This is a genomic window from Streptomyces sp. NPDC033178, from assembly GCF_055577685.1.
Genome location: NZ_JBVIPT010000008.1, coordinates 312,087 through 336,288, shown reverse-complemented (window position 1 = coordinate 336,288; position 24,202 = coordinate 312,087). Strand labels below are relative to the sequence as shown.

At 66.6% G+C, this 24,202-nt stretch carries 33 protein-coding genes; 1 reads left to right on the top strand and 32 read right to left on the bottom strand.

All coding sequences use genetic code 11. The annotated features are described in order from the left end of the window. The first annotated feature begins 40 nt into the window (after positions 1-40). Positions 41-910 carry a hypothetical protein gene (locus ACZ5VQ_RS22205; protein WP_469106370.1) on the top strand — a complete coding sequence of 290 codons (870 nt, stop codon included), beginning with the start codon at positions 41-43 and terminating at the stop codon, positions 908-910. 144 nt (positions 911-1,054) lie between these two features. Here the strand turns inward: ACZ5VQ_RS22205 and ACZ5VQ_RS22200 are convergent, their stop codons facing one another. The 32 genes from ACZ5VQ_RS22200 to rplB all read right to left on the bottom strand — a co-directional run bounded on the left by ACZ5VQ_RS22200 (position 1,055) and on the right by rplB (position 24,187). After that, positions 1,055-1,807 (bottom strand): polyprenol monophosphomannose synthase, encoded by a 753-nt coding sequence (locus tag ACZ5VQ_RS22200; RefSeq protein WP_143642837.1) that lies wholly within the window; start codon positions 1,805-1,807, stop codon positions 1,055-1,057. 71 nt (positions 1,808-1,878) lie between these two features. Beyond that, complete coding sequence (locus tag ACZ5VQ_RS22195; RefSeq protein ID WP_469106369.1) at positions 1,879-3,738, bottom strand: glycosyltransferase family 39 protein; 1,860 nt, start codon at positions 3,736-3,738, stop codon at positions 1,879-1,881. Further along, on the bottom strand, positions 3,735-5,789 hold the full coding sequence (locus ACZ5VQ_RS22190) for an ArnT family glycosyltransferase (RefSeq protein WP_469106368.1): 2,055 nt from the start codon (positions 5,787-5,789) through the stop codon (positions 3,735-3,737). Before ACZ5VQ_RS22190 ends, ACZ5VQ_RS22195 begins: the two co-directional genes overlap by 4 nt. Further along, entirely contained in the window at positions 5,786-6,835 is a 1,050-nt protein-coding gene (locus ACZ5VQ_RS22185; protein WP_469106367.1) for a glycoside hydrolase family 26 protein, read from the bottom strand. Before ACZ5VQ_RS22185 ends, ACZ5VQ_RS22190 begins: the two co-directional genes overlap by 4 nt. Further along, positions 6,832-8,427, bottom strand: coding sequence for a glycosyltransferase family 2 protein (locus tag ACZ5VQ_RS22180; RefSeq protein ID WP_469106366.1), 1,596 nt, complete (start codon positions 8,425-8,427; stop codon positions 6,832-6,834). Before ACZ5VQ_RS22180 ends, ACZ5VQ_RS22185 begins: the two co-directional genes overlap by 4 nt. 222 nt (positions 8,428-8,649) lie before the next feature. Continuing rightward, complete coding sequence (truA, locus tag ACZ5VQ_RS22175) at positions 8,650-9,507, bottom strand: tRNA pseudouridine(38-40) synthase TruA (protein ID WP_469106365.1); 858 nt, start codon at positions 9,505-9,507, stop codon at positions 8,650-8,652. 129 nt (positions 9,508-9,636) lie between these two features. Continuing rightward, positions 9,637-10,149 (bottom strand): 50S ribosomal protein L17, encoded by a 513-nt coding sequence (rplQ, locus tag ACZ5VQ_RS22170; protein WP_469106364.1) that lies wholly within the window; start codon positions 10,147-10,149, stop codon positions 9,637-9,639. A gap of 181 nt (positions 10,150-10,330) precedes the next feature. Further along, positions 10,331-11,353, bottom strand: coding sequence for a DNA-directed RNA polymerase subunit alpha (locus ACZ5VQ_RS22165; protein ID WP_003966937.1), 1,023 nt, complete (start codon positions 11,351-11,353; stop codon positions 10,331-10,333). 148 nt (positions 11,354-11,501) lie between these two features. Beyond that, positions 11,502-11,906, bottom strand: a complete 405-nt coding sequence (gene rpsK, locus ACZ5VQ_RS22160) for a 30S ribosomal protein S11 (protein WP_003956432.1) — start codon at positions 11,904-11,906, stop codon at positions 11,502-11,504. A 69-nt stretch (positions 11,907-11,975) separates the two neighbouring features. After that, the gene (gene rpsM / locus ACZ5VQ_RS22155; RefSeq protein WP_107022207.1) at positions 11,976-12,356 is read right to left on the bottom strand and encodes a 30S ribosomal protein S13; all 381 of its coding nucleotides are present in this window, start codon (positions 12,354-12,356) and stop codon (positions 11,976-11,978) included. Positions 12,357-12,551: 195 nt separating this feature from the next. Further along, complete coding sequence (gene rpmJ / locus ACZ5VQ_RS22150) at positions 12,552-12,665, bottom strand: 50S ribosomal protein L36 (protein WP_003998809.1); 114 nt, start codon at positions 12,663-12,665, stop codon at positions 12,552-12,554. Between the two features lie 59 nt (positions 12,666-12,724). Beyond that, on the bottom strand, positions 12,725-12,946 hold the full coding sequence (gene infA, locus ACZ5VQ_RS22145) for a translation initiation factor IF-1 (protein WP_003948620.1): 222 nt from the start codon (positions 12,944-12,946) through the stop codon (positions 12,725-12,727). A 319-nt stretch (positions 12,947-13,265) separates the two neighbouring features. Then, complete coding sequence (gene map, locus ACZ5VQ_RS22140) at positions 13,266-14,102, bottom strand: type I methionyl aminopeptidase (protein ID WP_189845068.1); 837 nt, start codon at positions 14,100-14,102, stop codon at positions 13,266-13,268. A 101-nt stretch (positions 14,103-14,203) separates the two neighbouring features. Further along, on the bottom strand, positions 14,204-14,911 hold the full coding sequence (locus tag ACZ5VQ_RS22135) for an adenylate kinase (protein ID WP_469106363.1): 708 nt from the start codon (positions 14,909-14,911) through the stop codon (positions 14,204-14,206). Beyond that, positions 14,911-16,224 (bottom strand): preprotein translocase subunit SecY, encoded by a 1,314-nt coding sequence (gene secY, locus ACZ5VQ_RS22130; RefSeq protein WP_469106362.1) that lies wholly within the window; start codon positions 16,222-16,224, stop codon positions 14,911-14,913. The genes ACZ5VQ_RS22135 and secY overlap by 1 nt, the downstream gene beginning before the upstream one ends. Before the next feature lie 248 nt (positions 16,225-16,472). Next, positions 16,473-16,928 (bottom strand): 50S ribosomal protein L15, encoded by a 456-nt coding sequence (rplO, locus tag ACZ5VQ_RS22125; protein ID WP_107022203.1) that lies wholly within the window; start codon positions 16,926-16,928, stop codon positions 16,473-16,475. A gap of 2 nt (positions 16,929-16,930) precedes the next feature. Further along, positions 16,931-17,113, bottom strand: a complete 183-nt coding sequence (rpmD, locus tag ACZ5VQ_RS22120) for a 50S ribosomal protein L30 (RefSeq protein WP_055553514.1) — start codon at positions 17,111-17,113, stop codon at positions 16,931-16,933. Beyond that, a complete protein-coding gene (gene rpsE / locus ACZ5VQ_RS22115) occupies positions 17,113-17,715 on the bottom strand; it encodes a 30S ribosomal protein S5 (RefSeq protein ID WP_055513610.1) in 603 nt (200 codons plus the stop codon). Before rpsE ends, rpmD begins: the two co-directional genes overlap by 1 nt. Before the next feature lie 43 nt (positions 17,716-17,758). Continuing rightward, positions 17,759-18,139 (bottom strand): 50S ribosomal protein L18, encoded by a 381-nt coding sequence (gene rplR, locus ACZ5VQ_RS22110; RefSeq protein WP_143642846.1) that lies wholly within the window; start codon positions 18,137-18,139, stop codon positions 17,759-17,761. 3 nt (positions 18,140-18,142) lie between these two features. Further along, the gene (gene rplF, locus ACZ5VQ_RS22105) at positions 18,143-18,682 is read right to left on the bottom strand and encodes a 50S ribosomal protein L6 (RefSeq protein ID WP_143642847.1); all 540 of its coding nucleotides are present in this window, start codon (positions 18,680-18,682) and stop codon (positions 18,143-18,145) included. Between the two features lie 21 nt (positions 18,683-18,703). After that, positions 18,704-19,102 (bottom strand): 30S ribosomal protein S8, encoded by a 399-nt coding sequence (gene rpsH / locus ACZ5VQ_RS22100; RefSeq protein WP_055614920.1) that lies wholly within the window; start codon positions 19,100-19,102, stop codon positions 18,704-18,706. A 209-nt stretch (positions 19,103-19,311) separates the two neighbouring features. After that, positions 19,312-19,497 carry a type Z 30S ribosomal protein S14 gene (locus tag ACZ5VQ_RS22095; RefSeq protein ID WP_003948630.1) on the bottom strand — a complete coding sequence of 62 codons (186 nt, stop codon included), beginning with the start codon at positions 19,495-19,497 and terminating at the stop codon, positions 19,312-19,314. A 5-nt stretch (positions 19,498-19,502) separates the two neighbouring features. Further along, on the bottom strand, positions 19,503-20,060 hold the full coding sequence (rplE, locus tag ACZ5VQ_RS22090) for a 50S ribosomal protein L5 (RefSeq protein ID WP_469106361.1): 558 nt from the start codon (positions 20,058-20,060) through the stop codon (positions 19,503-19,505). Next, positions 20,060-20,383, bottom strand: a complete 324-nt coding sequence (gene rplX / locus ACZ5VQ_RS22085) for a 50S ribosomal protein L24 (protein WP_055614922.1) — start codon at positions 20,381-20,383, stop codon at positions 20,060-20,062. Before rplX ends, rplE begins: the two co-directional genes overlap by 1 nt. A gap of 2 nt (positions 20,384-20,385) precedes the next feature. Beyond that, positions 20,386-20,754 (bottom strand): 50S ribosomal protein L14, encoded by a 369-nt coding sequence (rplN, locus tag ACZ5VQ_RS22080; protein WP_003992364.1) that lies wholly within the window; start codon positions 20,752-20,754, stop codon positions 20,386-20,388. 111 nt (positions 20,755-20,865) lie between these two features. Further along, positions 20,866-21,153 carry a 30S ribosomal protein S17 gene (rpsQ, locus tag ACZ5VQ_RS22075; protein WP_307539704.1) on the bottom strand — a complete coding sequence of 96 codons (288 nt, stop codon included), beginning with the start codon at positions 21,151-21,153 and terminating at the stop codon, positions 20,866-20,868. Then, positions 21,153-21,377, bottom strand: a complete 225-nt coding sequence (gene rpmC, locus ACZ5VQ_RS22070; RefSeq protein ID WP_003998824.1) for a 50S ribosomal protein L29 — start codon at positions 21,375-21,377, stop codon at positions 21,153-21,155. The genes rpsQ and rpmC overlap by 1 nt, the downstream gene beginning before the upstream one ends. After that, positions 21,377-21,796, bottom strand: coding sequence for a 50S ribosomal protein L16 (gene rplP / locus ACZ5VQ_RS22065; protein WP_055614924.1), 420 nt, complete (start codon positions 21,794-21,796; stop codon positions 21,377-21,379). Before rplP ends, rpmC begins: the two co-directional genes overlap by 1 nt. 5 nt (positions 21,797-21,801) lie before the next feature. After that, the gene (gene rpsC / locus ACZ5VQ_RS22060; RefSeq protein WP_469106360.1) at positions 21,802-22,668 is read right to left on the bottom strand and encodes a 30S ribosomal protein S3; all 867 of its coding nucleotides are present in this window, start codon (positions 22,666-22,668) and stop codon (positions 21,802-21,804) included. Then, positions 22,668-23,015 carry a 50S ribosomal protein L22 gene (gene rplV, locus ACZ5VQ_RS22055; RefSeq protein ID WP_006604878.1) on the bottom strand — a complete coding sequence of 116 codons (348 nt, stop codon included), beginning with the start codon at positions 23,013-23,015 and terminating at the stop codon, positions 22,668-22,670. Before rplV ends, rpsC begins: the two co-directional genes overlap by 1 nt. A 41-nt stretch (positions 23,016-23,056) precedes the next feature. Further along, entirely contained in the window at positions 23,057-23,338 is a 282-nt protein-coding gene (gene rpsS / locus ACZ5VQ_RS22050) for a 30S ribosomal protein S19 (protein ID WP_010986346.1), read from the bottom strand. 12 nt (positions 23,339-23,350) lie between these two features. Continuing rightward, complete coding sequence (gene rplB / locus ACZ5VQ_RS22045; RefSeq protein ID WP_055614926.1) at positions 23,351-24,187, bottom strand: 50S ribosomal protein L2; 837 nt, start codon at positions 24,185-24,187, stop codon at positions 23,351-23,353. Between the last annotated feature and the right edge of the window lie 15 nt (positions 24,188-24,202).

Genomic DNA, 24,202 nt, shown 5'->3' with positions numbered 1-24,202 from the left:
ACGGACCAGCACGCCCCTTGTCCCGTCTAAGATGCGCCCCATGAGCTTTGGGCAGGGGGGACCCCAATGGGGTTCCGGGGGATCAGGTTCTCAACCGCCGCAGTGGGGCGGTCAGTCACCCGACTGGGCGGCGCTGGCCGAGGCGTCCGAAACGCGCAATCGGCGCCGCAGATGGCTGCTGATCGGCGGAGGCGCGCTCGCCACGGTCGCGGTCGGCACGGCCGTCGCCATGGCCGTGGTCTCGGCGGACGGCAACGAACAGGCGTCGAACAGGCCTGCCTCCGAGCTGCCCACGTCCGCGGCCATCCCGTCGGACACCACGGGCACCGGCCCGTCCTTCGCGGAGACCTCGGCGCCGCCGCCGCTGGATCCGAAGGACTTCATAGGCAACGTCAAGAAGGACACCGCGCCGCTCGCCCCGGACCTTCTCTTCCCGGGTACGCAGCTGACGATGGGCGAGACCGTCTACAAGAAGGGCGCGATGGCGTCCACGAAGAACTGCGCGTCGGCCGCCCAGGGCACGCTCGGCCCGGTTCTCACCAAGAACGACTGCACCCGGTTCATGCGCGTCACGTACGCGAAGGACGGGATCGCCGTGACCGTGGGCGTGGCCGTCTTCGACGCCGAGGGCCAGGCCCTCAAGGCGAAGAACGACGCCGACGCCAAGAGCGTCGTCCAGTCCCTGGCCGGCGAGGGCGTCCCCACCTTCTGCCGCTCGGCGATCTGCCGCTCGACCACCAACTCGTACGGCCGCTACACGTACTTCACGGTCGCCGGTTTCACCAACGGCAAGGACGTGACCCAGAAGGACTCCAAGGTCTTCACCACCGGCGACGACCTGGCCGAGTTCACCTTCCGGCAGATCCACCGCCGCGGCGAGGCCCAGGCGTCGGCGGCCGCGAACCAGTAGACCCCGCCGGTAGACCTGGTTCGACCGGCGGAACGGCCGCCGGAGAACAGAACGGCGGCCCGCCCCCCGGCAGGCCGCCGTCCCGTGTCTACTCGCCTACTGCTGCTGCTTGCACTGCCGCATGCCTGGTCGCGTTGCGCATGCCTACTTGTGCTTGAGCCGCAGCTTCACCGGCACCACGGCCGACTCCAGCTGCGTCCGCAGGGTCATCTTCGAGACGCCCTCGGTCCGCTCCTCGAAGCGGATCGGGATCTCCACGGCCGCGTGACCGGCCCGTACGGCCTTGAACTTGAGCTCGACCTGGAAGCTGTAGCCGGCGCTGTCCAGGGAGTGCAGGTCGACGTCGCGCAGGGTCTGGGCGGACCACAGGTTGAAGCCCGCGGTGATGTCACGGATCTTCGTGCCGAGCACCGTACGCGCGTAGCGGTTGGCGAAGCGGGACAGCAGCACCCGGTGCGCGCCCCAGTCGTCGTCGAGCTGGCCCCCCTCGACGTACCGGCTGCCGATGACCAGGCCGACGCCCGAGGCCACGGCGGTGCCGAGCATGCGTGGGACCGCTTCCACGGGGTGGCTGCCGTCGGCGTCCATCTGGACGACGTACTGCGCGCCCTCGTCGACGGCGGCGCTCATGCCCGCGACGTACGCACGCCCCAGGCCGTCCTTCTCGGTCCGGTGCAGCACGCTCATCCGGCGCCGCCCGTCCCAGTTGTACTTCTCCGCCAGCTCCTCGGCGATCCGTCCTGTACCATCCGGACTGGAGTCGTCCACTATCTTCAAGTGGAGCCCGTTCAACGGCAGTTGAAGCACAGCCTCGGCCATTCTCGGCAGATTGGCGGCTTCGTTGTACGTAGGCATCACCACGGTGACAGCCACGTCCGCCCCCACGTCGTACGACATCTCTTTCCCTCCCCATTCCTCTGTTCGCCCCCCACCGGACGCGGGACTGGCCCCGCGTCCGGCAACCCAACTCAGGTATGCACCTTGCGCTTGGCGGCGTCGTCCTTTTCCTCGGACGAGTCGTCCGTCGCCGCGCGTGTCCTTTCGAGGAGCACGAGCTGGAGGTATTTGAGCTTCTTGGTCTTGACGACCTTGAAGCTCTTCTGGATCGCTGTCGCCGTTGTCTTCGGCATGCCGCTGAACGGCTGTCCGTCGAGAGTCGTCGACACGAGCCAGAGCCTGTCGGCCTTCGCCAGGCACTTCGTGGCCTGGGGGCATTCGATCGCGCCGAACGAGCCCAGTTCCTGCGGAGTGCGGTACATCAGCCAGTCGCGCGGACGATCGGCATCGTTGCGCAGTTCGTAGTCCATGGCCCGGCGCTCGGCTTGCACACCGCTGAAGACGATGCCGTCGCCCTTCTTCTGCCCGGCCTCGATGAGCTGCGCGGCGCCCCGGTAGTCCGGTTCACCCAAGGCGTTCTGCCTGGTCTCACGGATGCCGGGCAGCGACTGGAAGGCGATCCCGGCAACCGCGGCCGCCACGAGCACCCAGCCGAAACCACGCCGTGCCACCGCCCCCGTACCGGCCTTCGCACCGGCCACGGGCCCCGCGATCCGGACGACGGCCACGGCCGCGAGCAGCACCCACGCGGGCGCCGTGAACAGCAGATAGCGCGGCAGGAAGAGGTGCAGCTGAGCGGCGGTGACGTACGTCGCCACGGGCGGCAGCACGATCCAGACGGCAAGCGGAAGAGCCCGTCGGCCCGCGAAGAACAGTCCCAGCGCGCCGAGTGCCATGACCGGTACGGCCACCGCCCAGGCCCCGAACAGGTTCTTGGGAAACTCGATCAGGTCCTTCAGTACCGGGTTGTTCCAGGCGATCTGTCCGCTCTGTCCAGAGCCCGACACGGCCATGGGGATGACGAAGCACATGCCCAGGGTGCAGGCCGCGGCATAGGCCCAGCCCACGATCTTGTCGCCCGCGCGCCGTGCGATCAGGATCATCACCAGATGCGCGCCGAGCACTGCGAGCGAGGCCAGATGGCTCCAGCCGATCAGCGGCACCGACAGCGTGTAGGCGACCCACACCTTGAACGACGGCTTGTCCAGCGCCCTGGCGAGCAGCAGCGTCGACAGCAGGACCGCGGCCACCGCGAAGGCGTACGGCCGGATCTCCTGCCCGTACCGCGTGGTGAACGGGACGACGGCGAAAGCCAGTCCCGCAAGCAGTCCCGCCTGTGTGGTGAACATTCGCCGCCCGAGCAGGGCGAGCAGACCTGCCGAGGCCGCCATGGCCACCGCGCCGGGGATGCGCATCGCGGTCGGGGAGTCCCCGGCGACCGAGATCCAGATGTGCATCAGCACGTAGTACGGCGTGAACACGACGTCGATCGAGCGGATCAGCAGGCTCAGATCGTGGAACGACAGCGTGGCCGCCCACCAGGTGGCGTGCTCGTCCCGCCACAGCTGCCGGTCGCCGATCCCGCGCCAGATCATGGCGAAGGCGAGCACCGTGGGCAGCAGAAACGTCACGGCAGTGGCGAGCCGTCCGCCCTTCGCATCCTCGGGCTCGTCCTCCCCGGGCTCGTCCGCGGGCGGCTCCGGGTCGACCGCCGTCGGCGCGACGGGCTCGGCGGCCTGCGCCTGCTGCTGCCCGGGCGCGGTGTAGGCGCCCTGATCGGTGTACTGACCAGGGTCGGCGTACTGACCGGGGGCAGCGTACGCATCCTGCGCCGGGTCGGCATAGGTGCCCTGACCAGGAGCGGCGTAGCCGCCCTGACCGTCGGCGTACGCGCCCTGCCCGGCGTAGGCACCCTGACCCGCGTACGGATCATGGCCTCCCTGGGCGTCGGGATAGCCGCCACCGTACGGAGCGGAGGCATTGAGACTCATCGCTTCACCCAAATCCGGTAGGCGTTCTCTCCGCTGCTCGTGGTGAACGGGAACACGGCCGCCAGCCGGTAGTGGGAGTTGTTCTTCAACCCCTCCTTGACCGCTTCGTACGTCGCCGGGCTGACCGAGCCGTGCATCACGATCGCGTCGAACTTTCCGTCACGGACCGCCTGCCGGAAGGCATCGGGGCCGGTGTACTGCTTGCCGTCCTTGCCGCGGTAGTCCATGAAGTACGAGTTCTGCCACTGGGTCCAGTTGGTCTTGTCCCGCAGGTAGTAGGCGGGGACCTCCTGCTCCTCAGCGAGGTAGGTGCCCTTCTTGTCGACGACCGTGCGCAGGTATGTGGTCATCTGCGTGGAGTCCGGGAAGCTGAACGCCCGCTGGGCCTGCACCATGCCGAACACCAGCGTCAGGACGTACAGCAGGATCCCGAGCTGCGGATGCCGGAAGTGCGGACCGACCAGGCGGGCCATTCCGAGGCCGGCCATCGGCGCGGCGAAGAGCAACCCGAAGCCGACGTGCTTGTAGAGCGAGATCTCGGTCTGGAGGTGGATCTGGTACGCGGGGGCGAGCAGCGCGGTCCCCGTCAGCAGCAGGCCGAGCGCAACGCGCCGCCAGCGCCCCGAGGTCTCGCCGCCGAGCCACGGCATCTCGCCCATCCGTGCGCGGAGCACGTACGCGATCGAACCGCCAAGTGCGGCCAGGAAGACCAGCCCACCCCACTCCGCGCTGTGCGTGAGCATCGTCGCCGCGGTGTCTGTGCCCTTCGCACGGTCGGTGGTCGTGGAGCTGATGCCGCCCAGCGGACCGGAGAGGTAGTAGCCGATCCCCAGCAGTGCCACGATTCCCGCGCCCAGCACCACCCCGCGGCCGAGCGCGCGGATGCCGCGATGCCTGTGCGCGGTGATCACCGCGAGAACCACAATGGTCGGCAGATACATACCGGACGCGTACTTCACACCGAAGGCCAGTGCCGCCGGCGGCGCTGCGAGCAGCACGGCCACGGCGTTCATCCGGTCGGTGCGCACCACCGCCCAGGCGGACAGCGCGAGCAGGAACACGGCGGCGGCATCGTACGTGGCGAAGTTGCCGAGCACCATCGTCGACTGGAGCACCGAGAACAGCGCGGCGGCCCCGAGCCCTGCCCGCAGGTTGAACAGGCGCCGGGTGAGCGAGTAGAGCAGCCCGGTGGCGCCCAGCATGAACAGCAGACTGAGCAGGCGTACGCCGGTCAGGCCGAACTGGCTGTCCACAACGGCCGCGACCACCGGGTACAGCTTGGGGTGCCCGGAGAAGTAGGCCGCGAAGTCCACCGGCAGCTTGGTGCCGTGCAGCAGGTTGGCCAGTTCGTAGTGGCCGGACGCGATGTAGAGCGCCTCGTCCTGGAAGGCCGTCCCGCTCAGCCGCAGGGACAGCCCTGCCTGCACGAGCAGGACGCACAGCAGCACCCCGCGCCCCAGCAGCCTGCTGCGCCGCGTGTCCACCGCCCAGGCCGACTCCTGCACCGGCGGCAGCGTGTACCCGGGCTTCTCCGGCTCCGGCGCCACGGGCTCGGCGACCGCCTCCGGCTCCACCGCCGTGTACGAGGCATACGGGTCGTACGGCGCGTACGTGTCGTAGGTCTGCTGGTCCGGGTACGAGGACGTCCGGTCGTGGACGTCGAAGCGCCAGCTGCCGGTCTCCGTGACATAGCCGCCCTGGTAGGCCTGCTCCTGGTACGGAGGGTAGGTCGGCTGCACCCGGGGCCGGGTCTGGGCCTGCTGCGCGTACTGCCGCAGGCTCTCCTGCTGCGCGTACCGCCGCTGGTCCTCGTCGGTGGGGGCGTACTGCTGCTGGTTTCCGTGGCCGTACTGCTGGTACTGCTGATTCTGCTGGTGCTGCTGGTACTGCTCGTTCTGCTGCGGGTACCCGTTGTCGGCGTACTGCTGCTGACCCTGCTGCTGCCCTTGCGCCTGGGCATGGCCCTGCGCCTGGCCCTGCTGCTGTCCGTACCCGTACTCGTCGTGCAACTCGGAGTCGTCCGCCCAGGTGGGCGTGCGTCGGTCGCTCATGGCTTCGTCACATCGAATCCGAAGCTGGAGTTCGCCGCCTGCTGCTTGAAGGTCTTCTCCGACAGCGGACCGCTGTTGATGCGCCAGTCCGTCTCCTTGTCGAAGTTGAACCAGACGAACCCGATGACGTCGTCGCGCTCCGCCGTCCCCTGGAAGAGGCTCTTGATGTCGGCGGGCTTGCGCTCACCGGCCTGCGCGGCCGTCTCCGCGATGATGAACGGTTTCTTCGTGAAACCACGGATCTGGGTCATCGTCGGCCCGTACAGCGTCTGGTACGTGTTGGGGCCGGTGGCCGCGTAGTAGCCGATGACACCGACCCAGTCGACGTAGTCGTCGCCCGGCCAGTACGGCTTCAGCTTCACCTTCGGCATCGGGTGGGTGACGTTCGGGCTCCACACCCAGATGACCTGGGTGGCGCCCTCGTCGTCGAAGATGTCGTGGATGTGCTTGTACGCGGCGGTGAAGTCGGCGGCGCTGGTCTTCTTGGTGCCCCACGGGTACCAGAAGCCGTTCATCTCGTGCGCGAAGCTGATCGCGACGGGCAGGTTCAGCTCCTTGACGGACTTCGCGTACTCACGGATGTACTCGTCCTCCTTGCCGGAGGCGATGTCCTTCATGCTGGTCTCGAAGGGCTCCCAGGCGATGAACGCCACGGAACCGTAGTCCCAGGAGTTCTTCACGAGCTCCTGCTCGTACTGGTCGCCCCAGGCGGAGTAGAACTCGATCAGGTTGGGCTTCTTGCCGGCGCGCTTCGCGAAGTCCTCGACGGCCTTCATCTTGGCGGGAGCGCCGTCGGCGGCCACGCCCAGGTACTTCTTCTTCGGGTCCAGCAGCGGCCGCACGTCGTACGGCGGCTCCGGCTTCGCGGACTCACTGGCCTCACCGGTGCCCTCGGCACCCGGCTTCTCGCCCTGTCCACGCTCGTACTGGTCGCGGCCCTCCTCGGAGAACGTGCTGCACCCGGCCAGCAGCGCACCGGCGATGAGCGTGGCGGCGAGCGCCCGCACGGGACGTGATGCCCGCACTCGGCGTACGGAAAAACTCATGCGGTCGCTTCCTGCACTTCCTGGGCACGCGGCTGTACGAGGACACGGCCGACGACCATCGCGTAGAAGAGGCCGGCGGACAGCATCAGCGCGAAGTCCGGCGGATAGAGGGTGAGCATGCGCCAGGCGGCGACGATGATCCACAGGACGGCGGTGCCGCCGGTCCAGAGGATCATGCAGTTCCAGTAGCGGCGCATGCCGTTCTTCTTGGCGCCCGCCGAGCCCGTGGGCTTCCAGCCCATCGGACGGCCCCGCAGCACGTCCCAGACCGCGAAGACGTGCGACCACCCGTACATGATCCGGACGGCCCAGGCCTCGAGTCGGTAGGGCGCCCGGTGCCACAGCGGCAGGACCAACGTCACGTACGCGACGCTCGGCAGCACCCACAGGGCGGCCTCGGCGCGCAGCAGGTCGGGCCGCAGGATCATCAGGGCGAGCGGGATGACCGGCGCGATGAACGTGGCGAGCGCGGTCTGAAGGTAGTAGAGGAACCCCGACACATAGCAGAGCCGGGTCTTGAACTTGAGGTCCATCTCCCAGAACCGCTTGCTGGTCAGGAGCTCCAGAGAGCCCATGCACCAGCGGTACTGCTGGTTGTGGAAGGCACCGGCCGTGTCCGGGCACACACCGGCGGACAGCGCGACCGGCACGTAGCGCAGCTTCCAGCCCAGCGCCCTGAGGTCGAAGCCGGTGTACATGTCCTCGGAGTGCTCGATCAGCGTGATGCCGTTGGTCTGCTCAAGGGCCGCGCGCCGGTAGATCGCGCACGAGCCGACGCAGATGGAGCCGTCCTTGTCCTCACGGGAGGTCTGTACGGACCGGTAGAACTGCTCCTGCACGGCGCCCGCGCCGCGCTCGATCCAGTTCTGCGCGTCGACGATGCGGAAGAACTGCGGCGACTGCACGATGGCGCACTTCTCGTCGTCGTCCATGTGCGGCAGCAGCTCGTCGAGCAGGTCGGCGCGCGGCGCGAAGTCGGCGTCCAGGATCAGGATGTGGTCGCCGTCGGTCCTCTCGAAGGAGTAGTTGAGGTTGCCGGCCTTCTTGAACCAGCCGCGGTTGGGCCGCACCACGTAGTTGAACCCGAAGTCGCGGGCCATCGCCCCGACCTCTTCCTCGGCCGCGTCGTCCAGGACGTACGTCTTCACGACACCCTGGTAGCTGTCCGCGAGGCGGTTCACATGGACCCAGGTGTTGTGGAGCACCTCCAGGGGCTCACCGCACACCGGCAGGAAGATGTCCACGCTCGGATACACCGCGGGCTGCCACTTGCGCACGAGGCGCTTGTGGCCCTTGATGTCGAAGTCCTTGCTGAGCCCGTCGAGGTACAACGAGATCAGGTAGTCCGCGATGATGAACGCCAGCAGCGGCAGCGTCAGCCAGAACCAAGGACTCGACGCCGTGAACAGAAACTGGCTCATCGCCAGACACGCGAAGCTGATCAGCGAACCGACCGTCAGCACCCACAGGTACCGACGGGAGTACGAGTACTTCTCGACGTCGTCAGGCGGCGTCGGCAGGAGCCCATGACTCTGCGGCGTCCTTTTTCGTTTCCTGTTCTGCGGAACACGAGCAGTCCCCACTGCACTCATGCGAAACCCCCGGGGCCGTTGCGGCCCGTTACCCCCACCCGAACTCGGCCAACCCCTAATCGAACCTTCAGCCGAGCAGCGGAATCATAACCGAGTTTCAGAGGTTACGTCCGAACGTACGTGTTACGCAGGGGTTTCATCACACGCCACAGCGGGCATATGTAGCCACTTGCCCCTCCGTACAGGGGCGCGGCTCCCGTCACACAGGGGGCGCGGCTCCCCTCAGCAGCACCCCGCCCCCGGCAGGGTCCGCCGGTTTCGTGCCTCTTTGTTCCGCGCCGCCAACAGCTCGTCGGCCGGATACCCGACCTCTTCGAGCGTCAGCCCGTGCGGCCGCACCACATGCACGGCCGAATCCCGCACCCCGGCGGCAAGCACCTTCCCGGGCCAGTCGGCCGCCCGGTGCCCGTCCCCCACGAACAGCAGCGCCCCGATCAGCGACCGCACCATGTTGTGGCAGAAGGCATCGGCCCGCACGGTGGCGGTGATGATCCCGTCACTCCCCCGCTCCAGGCTCAGCTGCTGAAGCGTACGGATGGTCGTGGCGCCCTCCCGCTTCTTGCAGTAGGCGGCGAAGTCGTGCTCGCCGAGCAACCGCTCCGCGGCCTCGTTCATGACGTCGACGTCGAGCGGCCAGTCGTGCCACAGGACATGGCTGCGCAGCAGCGGATCGACACCACCGGGGTTGTCGGTGACGCGATAGGCGTACCGCCGCCAGACGGCCGAGAACCGGGCGTTGAACCCGCTCGGTGCCTCCCTGACCGCCCACACCCGTACATCCCTGGGCAGCCGCCCGGCCAGCCGCTTCAGCAGCTTCCCGCGCTGCTCGCCCCACACCTCGACGGGCAGATCGACATGCGCCACCTGCCCCCGGGCATGCACCCCGGCATCGGTCCGCCCTGCCACGGTCAGCTCGTACGTGGTGTCCCCCGACCGAGTCACCGTCCGCAGGGCGTCCTCGATCTCCCCCTGCACGGTCCTGCGCCCGCCGGCCTGCTTGGCCCACCCGGAGAACTCGCTCCCGTCGTACGACAGGTCAAGACGGACACGGACATGGCCGGGCTGAACTTCGTCACTCACCCCTGGATCCTCTCAGGTACATGAAAGCGGGCCCGCCCCCCGTGAAGGGAACGGGCCCGCTCAAGCGCCCCTTCAGGGGCGCGGGGAACTGCGCAACCAGCCACAGCGGACCGGCAGCCAAAGGACGGCTTACGCCTCCTTGGACTCCTCGGCCTCGTCGGCCTTGGTCACATCGACCTTGGCGTCCTCGACCTGAGTCTCCTCGGCCTTGGTCTCGACCTCGGCGTCCTTCGCGGAGCGCTTCGTCGCCGCCTCGGCCTCACCGGTGGCCTGCTGGGCCACGGTCAGGGCCTCCACCAGCTCGATGACAGCCATGGGCGCGTTGTCGCCACGGCGGTTACCGATCTTGGTGATACGGGTGTAGCCACCCGGGCGGTTCTCGTAGCGCGGGCCGATCTCGGTGAAGAGCGTGTGCACGACGCTCTTGTCCGTGATGACCGACAGCACCTGACGGCGGTTGTGAAGGTCGCCCTTCTTCGCCTTGGTGACCAGACGCTCGGCGTACGGCCGCAGCCGACGGGCCTTCGCCTCGGTGGTCGTGATCTTGCCGTGCTCGAAGAGCGACTTCGCGAGGTTCGCGAGAAGCAGCTTCTCGTGCGCGGCGCTGCCGCCCATACGGGCACCCTTGGTGGGCTTCGGCATGGTGTTTCTCCTAGGTGTCTGCCTCGGCCGTATCAGGTACCGAGGTCAGTGTCCGAGCGGGCGGCTGCCCGTCGAAGATCCGGGAGCTGCCCCGAAGGGGCGCTCCCGGAAGGGGCGCGGGGAACTGCGCGACAAGCCACAGCGCACCCGCACCCGAGTATGGGCCATCGAACCCGAGCTCTTAGTACTGCTCGGTCTCCACGAACCCGGCATCCGCGTCGTCGTCCGCGCCAAAGGCGTCAGCCGCGGCCGTCGGGTCGAATCCGGGCGGGCTGTCCTTCAGGGCCAGGCCCATGCCGGCCAGCTTCGCCTTGACCTCGTCGATCGACTTCGCACCGAAGTTGCGGATGTCGAGCAGGTCCGCCTCGGACCGGGCCACGAGCTCACCCACGGAGTGGATGCCCTCGCGCTTGAGGCAGTTGTACGACCGAACGGTGAGCTCCAGCTCCTCGATCGGCAGGGCGAGATCGGCGGCGAGCGCGGCATCCGTCGGAGACGGACCCATGTCGATGCCCTCGGCGTCGATGTTGAGCTCGCGCGCCAGACCGAACAGCTCGACCAGGGTCTTGCCGGCCGACGCCATGGCGTCACGCGGACGCATGGCCTGCTTGGTCTCGACGTCGACGATCAGCTTGTCGAAGTCCGTGCGCTGCTCGACACGCGTGGCCTCGACCTTGTACGTGACCTTGAGGACCGGCGAGTAGATCGAGTCGACCGGGATGCGCCCGATCTCCTGACCGACCTGCTTGTTCTGCACGGCGGAGACGTAACCACGGCCACGCTCGACCGTCAGCTCCATCTCCAGCTTGCCCTTGCCGTTGAGCGTGGCGAGGACGAGGTCCGGGTTGTGTACCTCGACACCGGCCGGGGGCGCGATGTCGGCGGCGGTGACCAGACCCGGGCCCTGCTTGCGCAGGTACATCACGACCGGCTCGTCGTGCTCCGAGGAGACGACGAGCTGCTTGATGTTGAGGATCAGGTCGGTGACGTCTTCCTTGACGCCCGGCACAGTGGTGAACTCGTGCAGGACACCGTCGATGCGGATGCTGGTGACAGCCGCACCGGGGATCGAGGAGAGAAGAGTCCGGCGGAGCGAGTTGCCGAGGGTGTAACCGAAGCCCGGCTCCAGCGGCTCGATCACGAACCGGGAGCGGAACTCGTCGACGACCTCTTCGGTCAACGAGGGACGCTGAGCGATCAGCATGTGGTGAATCCTTCAGTCAGGGGCACCCACTATTTGATGCCCTTGCCACCGGGCGGTAGCCCGTTGTGTTTCAGCTACAAGGGTACGGGCGGCACGGCCCCGAAAGGCCATACAGCCCGAACCCCAGCAAAATCAAGACAACCGTGCGTCAGACGCGACGGCGCTTGGGCGGACGGCAGCCGTTGTGCGGCGTGGGCGTCACGTCCTGGATGGAGCCGACCTCAAGACCGGTCGCCTGAAGCGAACGGATGGCCGTCTCGCGACCCGAACCCGGGCCCTTGACGAAGACGTCGACCTTGCGCATGCCGTGCTCCTGCGCGCGGCGGGCGGCCGACTCGGCGGCCATCTGCGCGGCGAAGGGGGTGGACTTGCGCGAGCCCTTGAAGCCTACGTGGCCGGCGGAGGCCCAGGAGATCACGTTGCCCGAGGGGTCCGTGATCGAGACGATCGTGTTGTTGAACGTGCTCTTGATGTGCGCGTGACCGTGAGCGACGTTCTTCTTTTCCTTGCGGCGCACCTTCTTGGCAGCGCCCTGACGACCCTTGGGGGGCATCTATAACTCCTACGGGGAGGTGGTCGGTCCTACAGCGAAGACCGCTGATGAAGCGTTGTCCGCTGCGGACTACTTCTTGCCCGGCTTCTTCTTGCCGGCGATGGCGCGACGCGGGCCCTTGCGGGTACGAGCGTTCGTGCTGGTGCGCTGACCGTGGACGGGCAGGCCACGACGGTGGCGCAGACCCTGGTAGCAGCCGATCTCGACCTTGCGGCGGATGTCGGCCTGAACCTCGCGGCGGAGGTCACCCTCGGTCTTGAAGTTGTTGTCCACGTACTCGCGGATCCTGACCAGCTCCTCCTCGGAGAGGTCACGAACGCGGGTGTTGGGGTTGACGCCGGTGTCGGCCAGCGTCTTCTGCGAGAGGGTCCGGCCGATGCCGAACACGTAGGTGAGGGCAACCTCCACGCGCTTTTCGCGCGGGATGTCAACACCGGAAACGCGTGCCATTCAATGGCTCCAGTTGTCGTTCGGAGGTCTTCCGCAGAACCGGTTCCCAGCCCGCCGTATGAGGTACGAGTTGGGTCCCCAGCCTCCGACCGGGGGTATCGGAATCGCCGTGAACAGCGGATCCGGGCTCTGCGTATGAACATGTACTACTTGCGTCGCGCGAAGCTCTGCGGGTGCAGAAGGTTCGGTCGTGCGTCAGCCCTGGCGCTGCTTGTGCCGCGGGTTTTCGCAGATGACCATGACCCGGCCGTGACGGCGGATCACCCTGCACTTGTCGCAGATCTTCTTGACGCTCGGCTTGACCTTCATTGGGTGAGGTTCTCCGGGTCAGTGCCACCGCCCCGCGGAATACGGGACACAGGCAAGATCTACTTGTACCGGTAGACGATCCGGCCACGGGTCAGGTCGTACGGAGACAACTCCACCACGACCCGGTCGTCAGGGAGGATGCGGATGTAGTGCATGCGCATCTTGCCGCTGATGTGTGCCAGGACCTGGTGGCCGTTCTGGAGCTCGACCTTGAACATGGCGTTCGGAAGAGACTCGACGACAGTGCCCTCGATCTCGATGGCACCTTGCTTCTTGGCCACGCTTCGCCCTTCGAATCGACTACCTTGATCGACCCCGCGCTTACTGCACGCAGACATGCAGATGCACGAGAGCCGACGAGTCAGTCTACGCCAGGGCCCTCGGAAAGACGAATCGAGATAGCCTGCCCCACACGGAAGATCCCTAAGCAGCGGGCTTGCCGCCACCGCCGGGATCGGGGCTCGACACAGGCGCCCCCGAAGGGGCGCGGGACTGTATCGATGTGCGGCTCCGCCGCGTGGGCGCGACCAGCCCTCAGGGGCCCGCAGCCGCGACACGCACCAGTCCGCTCCTTACGGAGCGACTCAGCGACTCAGCGACTCAGCCCAGAGGATCAGGCGCAGCCGTGATCCCGTACTCGGCCAGCTTCGCCTTGCCCCCGTCGGGAGCCGTCAGCACGAGCGGACCGGTCTCGGTGAGAGCGACGGAGTGCTCCCAGTGCGACGACCACGTACCGTCCGTGGTGATGACCGTCCAGTCGTCGGACAGCACCTCGGTCTTCGGCGTACCCAGCGAGACCATGGGCTCGATGGCGAGGCAGAACCCGGGAACGAGCTTCGGCCCCTTCCCCCGCCGCCGCTCCACGTAGTTCAGCAGATGCGGATCCATGTGCATCTCGGTGCCGATGCCATGGCCGCCGTAGTCCTCGACGATCCCGTACTTGCCGCCGCCGGGCTTCGGCTGCCGCCGGATGTACGTCTCGATGGCCCGGGAGACGTCGACGAGCCGGTTCCCCAGCTTCATCGCGGCGATCCCGGCCCACATCGACTCCTCGGTCACCCGGGACAGCTCGATGAGCTCCGGAGCGTGACCGGATCCGACGAAGGCGGTGAAGGCGGCGTCCCCGTGCCAGCCGTCGACGATGGCGCCGGCGTCGATCGAGATGATGTCGCCGTCCTTCAGCACGACGTCGTCGCTCGGGATGCCGTGCACGACGACCTCGTTCGCCGAGGTGCAGATCGTCGCGGGGAACCCGCCGTATCCCAGGAAGTTCGACTTGGCGCCGTGCTCGGCCAGCACCTTGCGGGCGACCTCGTCGAGGTCCTTCGTCGTGGCCCCGGGTACCGCCGCGTCCCGTGTCGCCCGGTGGACGGCGGCGACGACCAGGCCCGCCTCACGCATCTTGGCGATCTGCTCGGGGGTCTTGATCTGCACCATGAGGGCCCGCGCTCTCCGTCTTCTCTGCCTACTCGGTTACGTACACAACAGTACGGCCGCGGCGCCCGACAGGGGCACCGCGGCCGAACCAGCCAGGACGACTACTTGTCGTCGCCCTCGCTGTCGCTCTTGTCCTCGTCGCTCTGGTCCTTGTCCTCGACCTGGCGGTCGAGGGCGTCCATCGCGCGCTTGGTGACGTCGTCCACCTTGCCGAGCGCCGAGATCGTCACTACCAGGCCCTGGGCCCGGTAGTAGTCGATGATCGGCTCGGTCTGCGTGTGGTAGACCTCCAGGCGCTTGCGGACGGTCTCCTCGGTGTCGTCGTCGCGCTGGTACAGCTCGCCGCCGCAGGCGTCACAGACGTCCGCCTTCTTCGGAGGGCTGTACGTCACGTGGAAGACATGACTCGAATCCCTGCGGCAGATGCGGCGGCCGGCGATGCGCTTGACCACCTCGTCCTCGGGGACCTCCAGGTCGAGCACCGCGTCCAGCTCCACGCCGTCGGCCTTGAGCGCCTGGTCGAGCGCCTCGGCCTGCGAGACGTTCCGCGGGAAGCCGTCGAGCAGGAAGCCGTTCGCGGCGTCCGGCTGCTCCATGCGGTCCCTGGCCATGGCGATCGTGACCTCGTCGGGCACGAGGTTGCCCTCGTCCATGTACGACTTCGCCAGCTTGCCGAGTTCCGTCTGCTGGCTGATGTTCGCACGGAAGAGGTCGCCCGTGGAGATGTGCGGGATCGACAGGTTCTGGGCGAGGAACGCGGCCTGCGTTCCCTTGCCCGCACCGGGCGGCCCGACGAGGACGATACGCATCAGCGGAGGAACCCTTCGTAATTGCGCTGCTGGAGCTGGCTCTCGATCTGCTTCACCGTCTCCAGACCCACACCCACGATGATGAGGATGCTGGTACCACCGAACGGGAAGTTCTGGTTGGCGCCGAAGCCCGCCAACGCCATCGTCGGCACGAGAGCGATCAGGCCCAGGTACAGCGAACCCGGCCAGGTGATCCGGTTGAGTACGTATCCCAAGTACTCAGCGGTCGGTCGGCCAGCCCGGATGCCCGGGATGAAGCCACCATACTTCTTCATGTTGTCCGCGACTTCCTCGGGGTTGAACGAGATCGCCACGTAGAAGAACGCGAAGAAAACGATCAGGAAGAAGTACAGGGTGATGTGCGGCGGAGCGGCCGTATCCGCAAGGTTCTGCTCGATCCAGGTCTTCCAGCCGGACGTCCCACCTGCGAACTGAGCGATCAACGCCGGGATGTAGAGCAGCGACGAGGCAAAGATCACAGGGATGATGCCGGCCTGGTTGACCTTCAGCGGGATGTACGTCGACGTACCGCCGTAGGACCGGCGGCCGATCATGCGCTTCGCGTACTGGACCGGGATGCGGCGCTGCGCCTGCTCGACGAAGACCACCAGGCCGATCATGACGAGGCCGACCGCGATCACGGTGCCGAACTCGATCCAGCCGTCCGCGAGGTTGCCCTGCTGCTTGATGGCCCACAGCGCGGACGGGAAGGTCGCGGCGATCGAGATGAACATCAGGATCGACATGCCGTTGCCGATGCCGCGGTCGGTGATGAGCTCACCGAGCCACATGACGGTGGCCGTACCGGCGGTCATGGTGATGACCATCGTGACGGTGACGAAGATCGACTGGTCGGGCACGATCTCGCTCGCGACCGGGCAGCTCTGGAACAGCGCACCACTGCGGGCGGTGGCCACCAGGCCGGTGCCCTGCAGGATGGCCAGCGCCACCGTCAGATAACGGGTGTACTGCGTGATCTTCGCCGTACCGGCCTGACCCTCCTTCTTGAGGGCCTCCAGACGCGGGATCACCACGGTCAACAGCTGCAGAATGATGCTCGCCGTGATGTACGGCATGATGCCCAGCGCGAAGATCGTGATCTGCAGCAGCGCGCCACCGCTGAACATGTTGACCAAGCCGAACAGGCCTGTGTTCTGGCTCGCGGCGTCGATGCAGGTCTGGACGTTCTTGTAGTCGACACCGGGGATCGGGATGTGTGTGCCCACCCGATAGACCACGATGATGCCGAGCGTGAAGAGCAGCTTCTTGCGCAGGTCGGGCGTCTTGAACGCCCGGGCGAACGCGGTGAGCACGGTGCCTCCTGCGACCCCCGCGCAAGTGCGCCAGAGGTGACGGTCTTGAGGTTCGACGAATAAGTAACGGACAGCTGACTAACAGTTAAGAACCGCCCTGAGTTCCCAGAGGTCACACCGGACGGAAATTAGCAGTGCAGGCCACCTTACCGGCGACACCGCTCCCCTAGGAACGACCAACCGGGGATGCCCCTTTTGTGGGGCACCCCCGGTCGGGATCGCTCAAGTCATCGAGACACCTGGTGACTTCAGATGAGCTCGGTGACGGTACCGCCGGCGGCGGTGATCTTCTCCTTGGCGGAGCCGGAGACGGCGTCGACCGTCACCTGCAGAGCCACGGAGATCTCGCCCTGGCCGAGGACCTTGACGAGGCTGTTCTTGCGAACCGCACCGTTGGCGACGAGCCCCTCGACGGTGACTTCGCCACCCTCCGGGTACAGCGACGCCAGCTTGTCGAGGTTCACGACCTGGTACTCGGTCTTGAACGGGTTCCGGAAGCCCTTGAGCTTCGGGAGACGCATGTGGAGGGGCATCTGGCCACCCTCGAAGCGCTCCGGAACCTGGTAACGGGCCTTCGTGCCCTTGGTACCACGTCCAGCCGTCTTACCCTTCGACGCCTCACCACGACCCACACGGGTCTTGGCGGTCTTGGCGCCCGGGGCGGGACGGAGGTTGTGGATCTTGAGCGGGTTGTTCTCCGCCATGATCAGTCGACCTCCTCAACCGTCACGAGGTGGCGGACGGTGTGAACCATTCCGCGGAACTCGGGGCGGTCCTCCTTGACGACCTGCGTGTTGATGCCCTTGAGACCAAGGGAGCGCAGGGTGTCACGGTGGTTCTGCTTGCTGCCGATGTACGACTTCGTCTGCGTGACCTTGAGGCGAGCCATTACGCACCCGCTCCCGCACGCGCACGAAGCAGAGCCGCGGGGGCGACGTCCTCGAGGGGCAGACCGCGGCGGGCCGCGATCTCCTCGGGACGCTGCAGGCCCTTGAGGGCCGCCACGGTCGCGTGCACGATGTTGATCGCGTTGGACGAGCCGAGCGACTTCGACAGGATGTCGTGGACGCCGGCGCACTCGAGGACAGCACGCACCGGGCCACCGGCGATAACGCCGGTACCGGGGGAAGCAGGCTTGAGCAGGACGACGCCCGCGGCCTTCTCGCCCGTGATCGGGTGCGGGATGGTGCCCTGGATACGGGGGACCTTGAAGAAGTGCTTCTTGGCCTCCTCAACACCCTTGGCGATGGCGGCCGGCACCTCCTTGGCCTTGCCGTAGCCGACACCGACGGTGCCATCGCCATCGCCCACTACGACGAGCGCAGTGAAGCTGAAGCGACGACCACCCTTCACAACCTTGGCGACGCGGTTGATCGCGACAACGCGCTCAACGTACGCGGTCTTCTCGGCAGCAGCGCCGCCGTCACGGCCCTTCCGGTCCCGCCGCTCGCCGCCACCGGCACCGCTTCCGCGGCGCTGGGGTCCAGCCATTGGAATTACCTCTCTCTGTTTCCGCTAGCTACGGAACCGAGACTCAGAACTTGAGTCCGGCCTCGCGGGCGGCGTCCGCCAGGGCGGCGATGCGCCCGGCGTACTGGTTGCCACCACGGTCGAATACGACAGCCTCGACACCGGCGGCCTTGGCACGCTCGGCGACAAGAGCGCCGACCTTGCCGGCCTGCGCCGACTTCTCGCCCTCGCCACGGATCGACGTGTCCAGGGTCGACGCCGACGCCAGGGTGTGACCCTTGATGTCGTCGATGACCTGGGCCACGATGTGGCGGTTCGAGCGCGTCACGACCAGGCGAGGACGCTCAGCCGTTCCGTTGACCTTCTTACGGATCCGGATGTGGCGCCGCTTGATGGCAGCACGCTTGTAAGCGTCGCCCTTAGCGATCTTCGTACCGTATGCCATGGCTTACTTACCCGCCTTTCCGACCTTGCGGCGGATGACTTCGCCCTCGTACTTGACGCCCTTGGCCTTGTACGGGTCGGGCTTGCGCAGCTTGCGGATGTTGGCCGCAACCTCTCCGACCTTCTGCTTGTCGATGCCCTCGACCGAGAACCGCGTGGGGTTCTCGACCTTGAAGGTGATGCCCTCGGGGGCCTCGACAGTGATCGAGTGGCTGTAGCCGAGCGAGAACTCCAGGTTGGAACCCTTCGCCAGGACTCGGTAACCGACACCGCTGATTTCGAGCTTCTTCACGTAACCCGTGGTCACGCCGGTGATCATGTTCGCCACCAGCGTGCGGGACAGGCCGTGCAGGGCCTTGTTCTGACGCTCGTCGTTCGGGCGGGTGACATTGAGAATGCCGTCCTCGCCCTTAGCGATCTCGATCGGCGCCGCGACGGTGTGGGAGAGAGAGCCCTTGGGGCCCTTCACCGAAACCGTACGGCCGTCGATGGTGACGTCCACGCCGGCGGGAACCGTGATGGGGAGCTTGCCAATACGCGACATAGCTTCTTCCGTTCCCTTCCGCTACCAGACGTAGGCGAGGACTTCTCCGCCTACGCCCTTCTTGCCGGCCTGCTTGTCGGTGAGGAGACCGTGCGACGTGGAGATGATCGCCACGCCGAGGCCACCGAGCACCTTGGGCAGGGAGGTGGACTTCGCGTACACACGCAGACCCGGCTTCGAGATCCGCTTGATGCCCGCGATGGAGCGCTCACGGTTCGGGCCGAACTTCAGCTCGAGGACGAGCTTCTTGCCGACCTCGGCGTCCTCGACCTTCCAGCCGGTGATGAAGCCCTCCTGCTGGAGGATCTCCGCGATGTGAGACTTGATCTTGCTGTGCGGCATCGCGACATCGTCGTGGTACGCCGAGTTCGCGTTACGCAGACGAGTAAGCATGTCTGCGATGGGATCAGTCATGGTCATGAATTGGCCTTCGGCCTCTCTCGCCGGGGTTTCCAGTGCGCCATCCCTCTCCCCACTCAGTGGCGGGACGGGTGCGGTGCGGGGACCTACGGCGTAGTAAGTCGTACGGGCGTCCAGGCGCCCAACCCTCCTAGCCTAAGCCATGGAGGGGTGGGCGCCCGACATCGCCCTTTACTTACCGAGAGCCTCTGAAATCCCGAAGTACGGGATTACCAGGAGCTCTTGGTCACGCCCGGCAGCTCGCCACGGTGAGCCATCTCACGAAGGCACACGCGGCAGAGGCCGAACTTGCGGTACACGGAGTGCGGACGGCCGCAGCGCTGGCAGCGCGTGTAGCCACGTACGCCGAACTTGGGCTTACGAGCAGCCTTGGCAATCAGAGCCTTCTTCGCCATCTCGCTTACGCCTCCTTGAAGGGGAAGCCGAGGTGACGGAGAAGGGCACGGCCTTCGGCGTCGTTGGTCGCCGTGGTGACCACGGTGATGTCCATACCCCGGACGCGGTCGATCTTGTCCTGGTCGATCTCGTGGAACATGACCTGCTCCGTGAGACCGAAGGTGTAGTTGCCACGGCCGTCGAACTGCTTGGGGGACAGACCACGGAAGTCGCGGATGCGCGGCAGCGCGAGCGACAGGGTGCGGTCCAGGAACTCCCACATGCGGTCGCCACGGAGCGTGACGTGGGCACCGATCGGCTGGCCCTCACGCAGCTTGAACTGCGCGATGGACTTACGGGCCTTGGTGACGGCCGGCTTCTGACCGGTGATCGTGGTGAGGTCGCGAATCGCGCCGTCGATCAGCTTGGAGTCGCGGGCGGCGTCGCCCACACCCATGTTGACCACGATCTTGACGAGACCCGGGGTCTGCATGACGTTCTCGTAGGAGAACTCTTCCTGCAGCTTGCCCGCGATCTCCTCGCGGTACTTCGTCTTGAGACGCGGAGTCGTGGTGGTAGTCATCAGATGTCCTCACCCGTCCGCTTGGCAACGCGAACCTTGTTGCCCTCGTCGTCGAAGCGGTAACCGACACGCGTGACGACCTTGTTGCCGTCCTTCTCAACGACCAGCTGGACGTTGGAGACGTGGACGGGCGCCTCGGTCGTGACGATGCCACCGGCCTGCGAACCGCGAGCGGTCGGGCCGGCCTTGGTGTGCTTCTTGACCCGGTTGACACCCTCGACCAGGACGCGGTCCTCGCGGGGGTAGGCCGCGATGACCTTGCCCTGCTTGCCCTTGTCCTTACCGGTGATGACCTGTACCAGGTCGCCCTTCTTGATCTTCATGCTTACAGCACCTCCGGCGCGAGCGAGATGATCTTCATGAACTTCTTCTCGCGCAGCTCCCGGCCCACCGGGCCGAAGATGCGGGTGCCGCGAGGGTCGCCGTCGTTCTTCAGAATGACGGCGGCGTTCTCGTCGAAGCGGATGTACGAGCCGTCCGGACGGCGGCGCTCCTTGACGGTGCGAACGATGACCGCCTTGATGACGTCACCCTTCTTCACGTTGCCGCCGGGGATCGCGTCCTTGACGGTGGCGACGATCACGTCACCGATGCCCGCGTAGCGGCGACCGGAGCCACCGAGCACACGGATGCAAAGGATCTCCTTCGCACCAGTGTTGTCGGCGACACGCAGTCGCGACTCCTGCTGGATCACGTCTATCTCCTGTTTGTCTGCCGGTTCCCGGCAGGGGCCTTGTCCTGTACGGGATTCGGACCCCTGCCGAGCCTGGCGGAACTGTCCTGCGGGGGGTGCCCCGCAGGAGACTTACTTGGCCTTCTCGAGGATCTCGACGATGCGCCAGCGCTTCGTCGCGGACAGCGGCCGGGTCTCCATGATGACAACCCGGTCGCCGACGCCCGCGGCGTTCTGCTCGTCGTGCGCCTTGAGCTTGTTCGTACGGCGGATGACCTTGCCGTACAGCGCGTGCTTGACGCGGTCCTCGACAGCGACGACGACGGTCTTGTCCATCTTGTCGCTGACGACCAGACCCTCACGGGTCTTGCGGAAACCGCGGCTCGTCTTGGTCTCTTCAGTCACGTTGCTCTCGCTCATCAGGCGCTCTCCACCGTCTCGATGCCCAGCTCGCGCTCACGCATCAGGGTGTAGATCCGCGCGATGTCCTTGCGGACGGCCTTCAGCCGACCGTGGTTCTCGAGCTGACCGGTCGCCGCCTGGAAGCGGAGGTTGAACAGCTCTTCCTTGGCTTCGCGGAGCTTCGCGAGAAGCTCCTCGTCACCCAGTTCGCGCAGCTCGGACGCCTTGGTACCGGCCGACATCACGCTTCACCTGCCTCGCGCTTGACGATCCGGCACTTCATCGGCAGCTTGTGGGCTGCGCGAGTGAGGGCCTCACGGGCGATCTTCTCGTTGGGGTAGGACAGCTCGAACATGACCCGGCCCGGGTGCACGTTCGCGACCCACCACTCGGGGGAACCCTTACCGGAACCCATGCGGGTCTCGGCGGGCTTCTTGGTCAGCGGGCGGTCCGGGTAGATGTTGATCCAGACCTTGCCGCCACGCTTGATGTGACGGGTCATCGCGATACGAGCCGCCTCGATCTGGCGGTTCGTCACGTACGCCGGCGTGAGGGCCTGAATGCCGTACTCGCCGAACGAAACCTCCGTACCACCCTTGGCCTGACCACGGCGCTTGGGGTGGTGCTGCTTGCGGTGCTTGACCCTACGGGGGATCAGCATTTCGGTCAGGCCTCCGTTCCGCCAGTAGAAGAGGGCGCTGCCTCAGCCGGAGCGGCAGCGGCGGCGGGAGCGTCGGCCTTGGGGGCCTCGGCAGCCGGCGCGGACTGCTGCTGCGGCTTGCGGCCGCGGCCGCCACGCTCGCCACCGCGGCCACCGCCACGGGCCGGACGGTCGCCGCCCGGGCCGCCACCACGGGCCGGGCGGTTGCCCGCGCGGGCTGCGGCGTTCTCGGCGCGGACCTCGGCGATGTTCTTGACGTCGCCCTTGTAGATCCAGACCTTCACACCGATACGGCCGAAGGTCGTCTTGGCCTCGAAGAAGCCGTAGTCGACGTTCGCGCGGAGCGTGTGCAGGGGCACACGGCCCTCGCGGTAGAACTCCGAGCGGGACATCTCGGCGCCGCCGAGACGGCCACCACACTGGATCTTGATGCCCTTGGCGCCGGCCTTCATCGTGCCCTGCATGCTCTTGCGCATGGCACGACGGAAGGAGACGCGGGAGGACAGCTGCTCGGCGACGGCCTGGGCCACCAGCTGAGCGTCCGTCTCCGGGCTCTTGACCTCAAGGATGTTCAGCTGGACCTGCTTGCCGGTCAGCTTCTCGAGGTCGCCGCGGATGCGGTCGGCCTCGGCGCCACGACGGCCGATGACGATGCCCGGGCGCGCGGTGTGGATGTCCACACGGACGCGGTCACGGGTGCGCTCGATCTCAACCTTCGAGATGCCGGCGCGCTCCATGCCGGACGTCATCATCCGACGGATGGCGACGTCTTCCTTGACGTAGTCCTTGTACAGCTTGTCGGCGTACCAACGGGACTTGAAGTCCGTGGTGATGCCGAGCCGGAACCCATGCGGGTTAACCTTCTGGCCCATTACCGGGTTCCTTCCTTGCTGCTGACGACCACGGTGATGTGGCTGGTCCGCTTGCGGATCCGGTAGGCACGGCCCTGGGCACGCGGACGGAACCGCTTCAGGGTCGGGCCCTCGTCGACGTAGGCCTCGGAGATGACAAGGCTGCCGGCGTCGGTGTGGTCGTAGTTGTGTGCGGCGTTGGCAATGGCGCTGTCAAGCACCTTGCCGACCGGCACGCTCGCGGCCTGCGGGGCGAAACGCAGGACCGCCTGAGCCTCCGTGGCATCCATGCCACGGATAAGGTCCACCACGCGGCGGGCCTTCATGGGCGTAACGCGGATGTACCGCGCCTGGGCCCTGGCTTCCATGGTTGTCCTTCCAGTGTCTGTCATGGTCATTCCACCCCGCGTTAGCGGCGCTTCGACTTCCGGTCGTCCTTGACGTGACCCCGGAAGGTGCGCGTCGGCGAGAACTCGCCGAGCTTGTGGCCGACCATCGACTCGGTGACAAACACCGGAATGTGGGTCTTGCCGTTGTGCACCGCGATCGTGTGGCCGAGCATGGCCGGGATGATCATCGAGCGTCGGGACCAGGTCTTGATGACGTTCTTGGAACCGGCTTCGTTCTGGGCGTCCACCTTCTTGATCAGGTGGTCGTCGACGAAGGGCCCCTTCTTGAGACTGCGCGGCATCTAAACCCGCTCCTAGCGCTTCTTGTTCGTCTTGCGGCGGCGGACGATGTACTTGTTCGAAGCCTTCTTCGGCGAACGAGTACGACCCTCCTTCTGACCCCACGGCGAGACCGGGTGGCGACCACCGGAGGTCTTGCCCTCACCACCACCGTGCGGGTGGTCAACCGGGTTCATCGCCACACCGCGAACGGTCGGGCGGACGCCCAGCCAGCGCTTGCGGCCGGCCTTGCCCCAGTTGATGTTCGACTGCTCGGCGTTGCCGACCTCGCCGACGGTGGCGCGGCAGCGCACGTCGACCAGGCGGATCTCTCCGGACGGCATGCGCAGGTGGGCCATCTGGCCCTCCTTCGCGAGCAGCTGCACGGAGGCACCGGCGGAGCGGGCGAACTTGGCACCGCCACCGGGACGGAGCTCGATCGCGTGGATCGTGGTACCGACCGGGATGTTGCGGAGGGCCAGGTTGTTGCCCGGCTTGATGTCGGCCCCGGGACCGTTCTCGACGCGGTCGCCCTGCGACAGGTTGCGGGGGGCGAGGATGTAGCGCTTCTCGCCGTCCGCGTAGTGAAGCAGCGCGATGCGCGCGGTGCGGTTGGGGTCGTACTCGATGTGCGCGACCTTCGCCGGCACGCCGTCCTTGTCATGGCGACGGAAGTCGATGACACGGTAGGCGCGCTTGTGTCCACCACCCTGGTGGCGAACGGTCACACGACCGGAATTGTTACGGCCGCCCTTGCTGTGCAGCGGGCGAACCAGCGACTTCTCCGGCGTGGACCGCGTGACCTCGACGAAGTCGGCGACGCTGGAGCCACGACGGCCCGGCGTAGTCGGCTTGTACTTGCGGATTCCCATTTCTCAGTCCTCGTC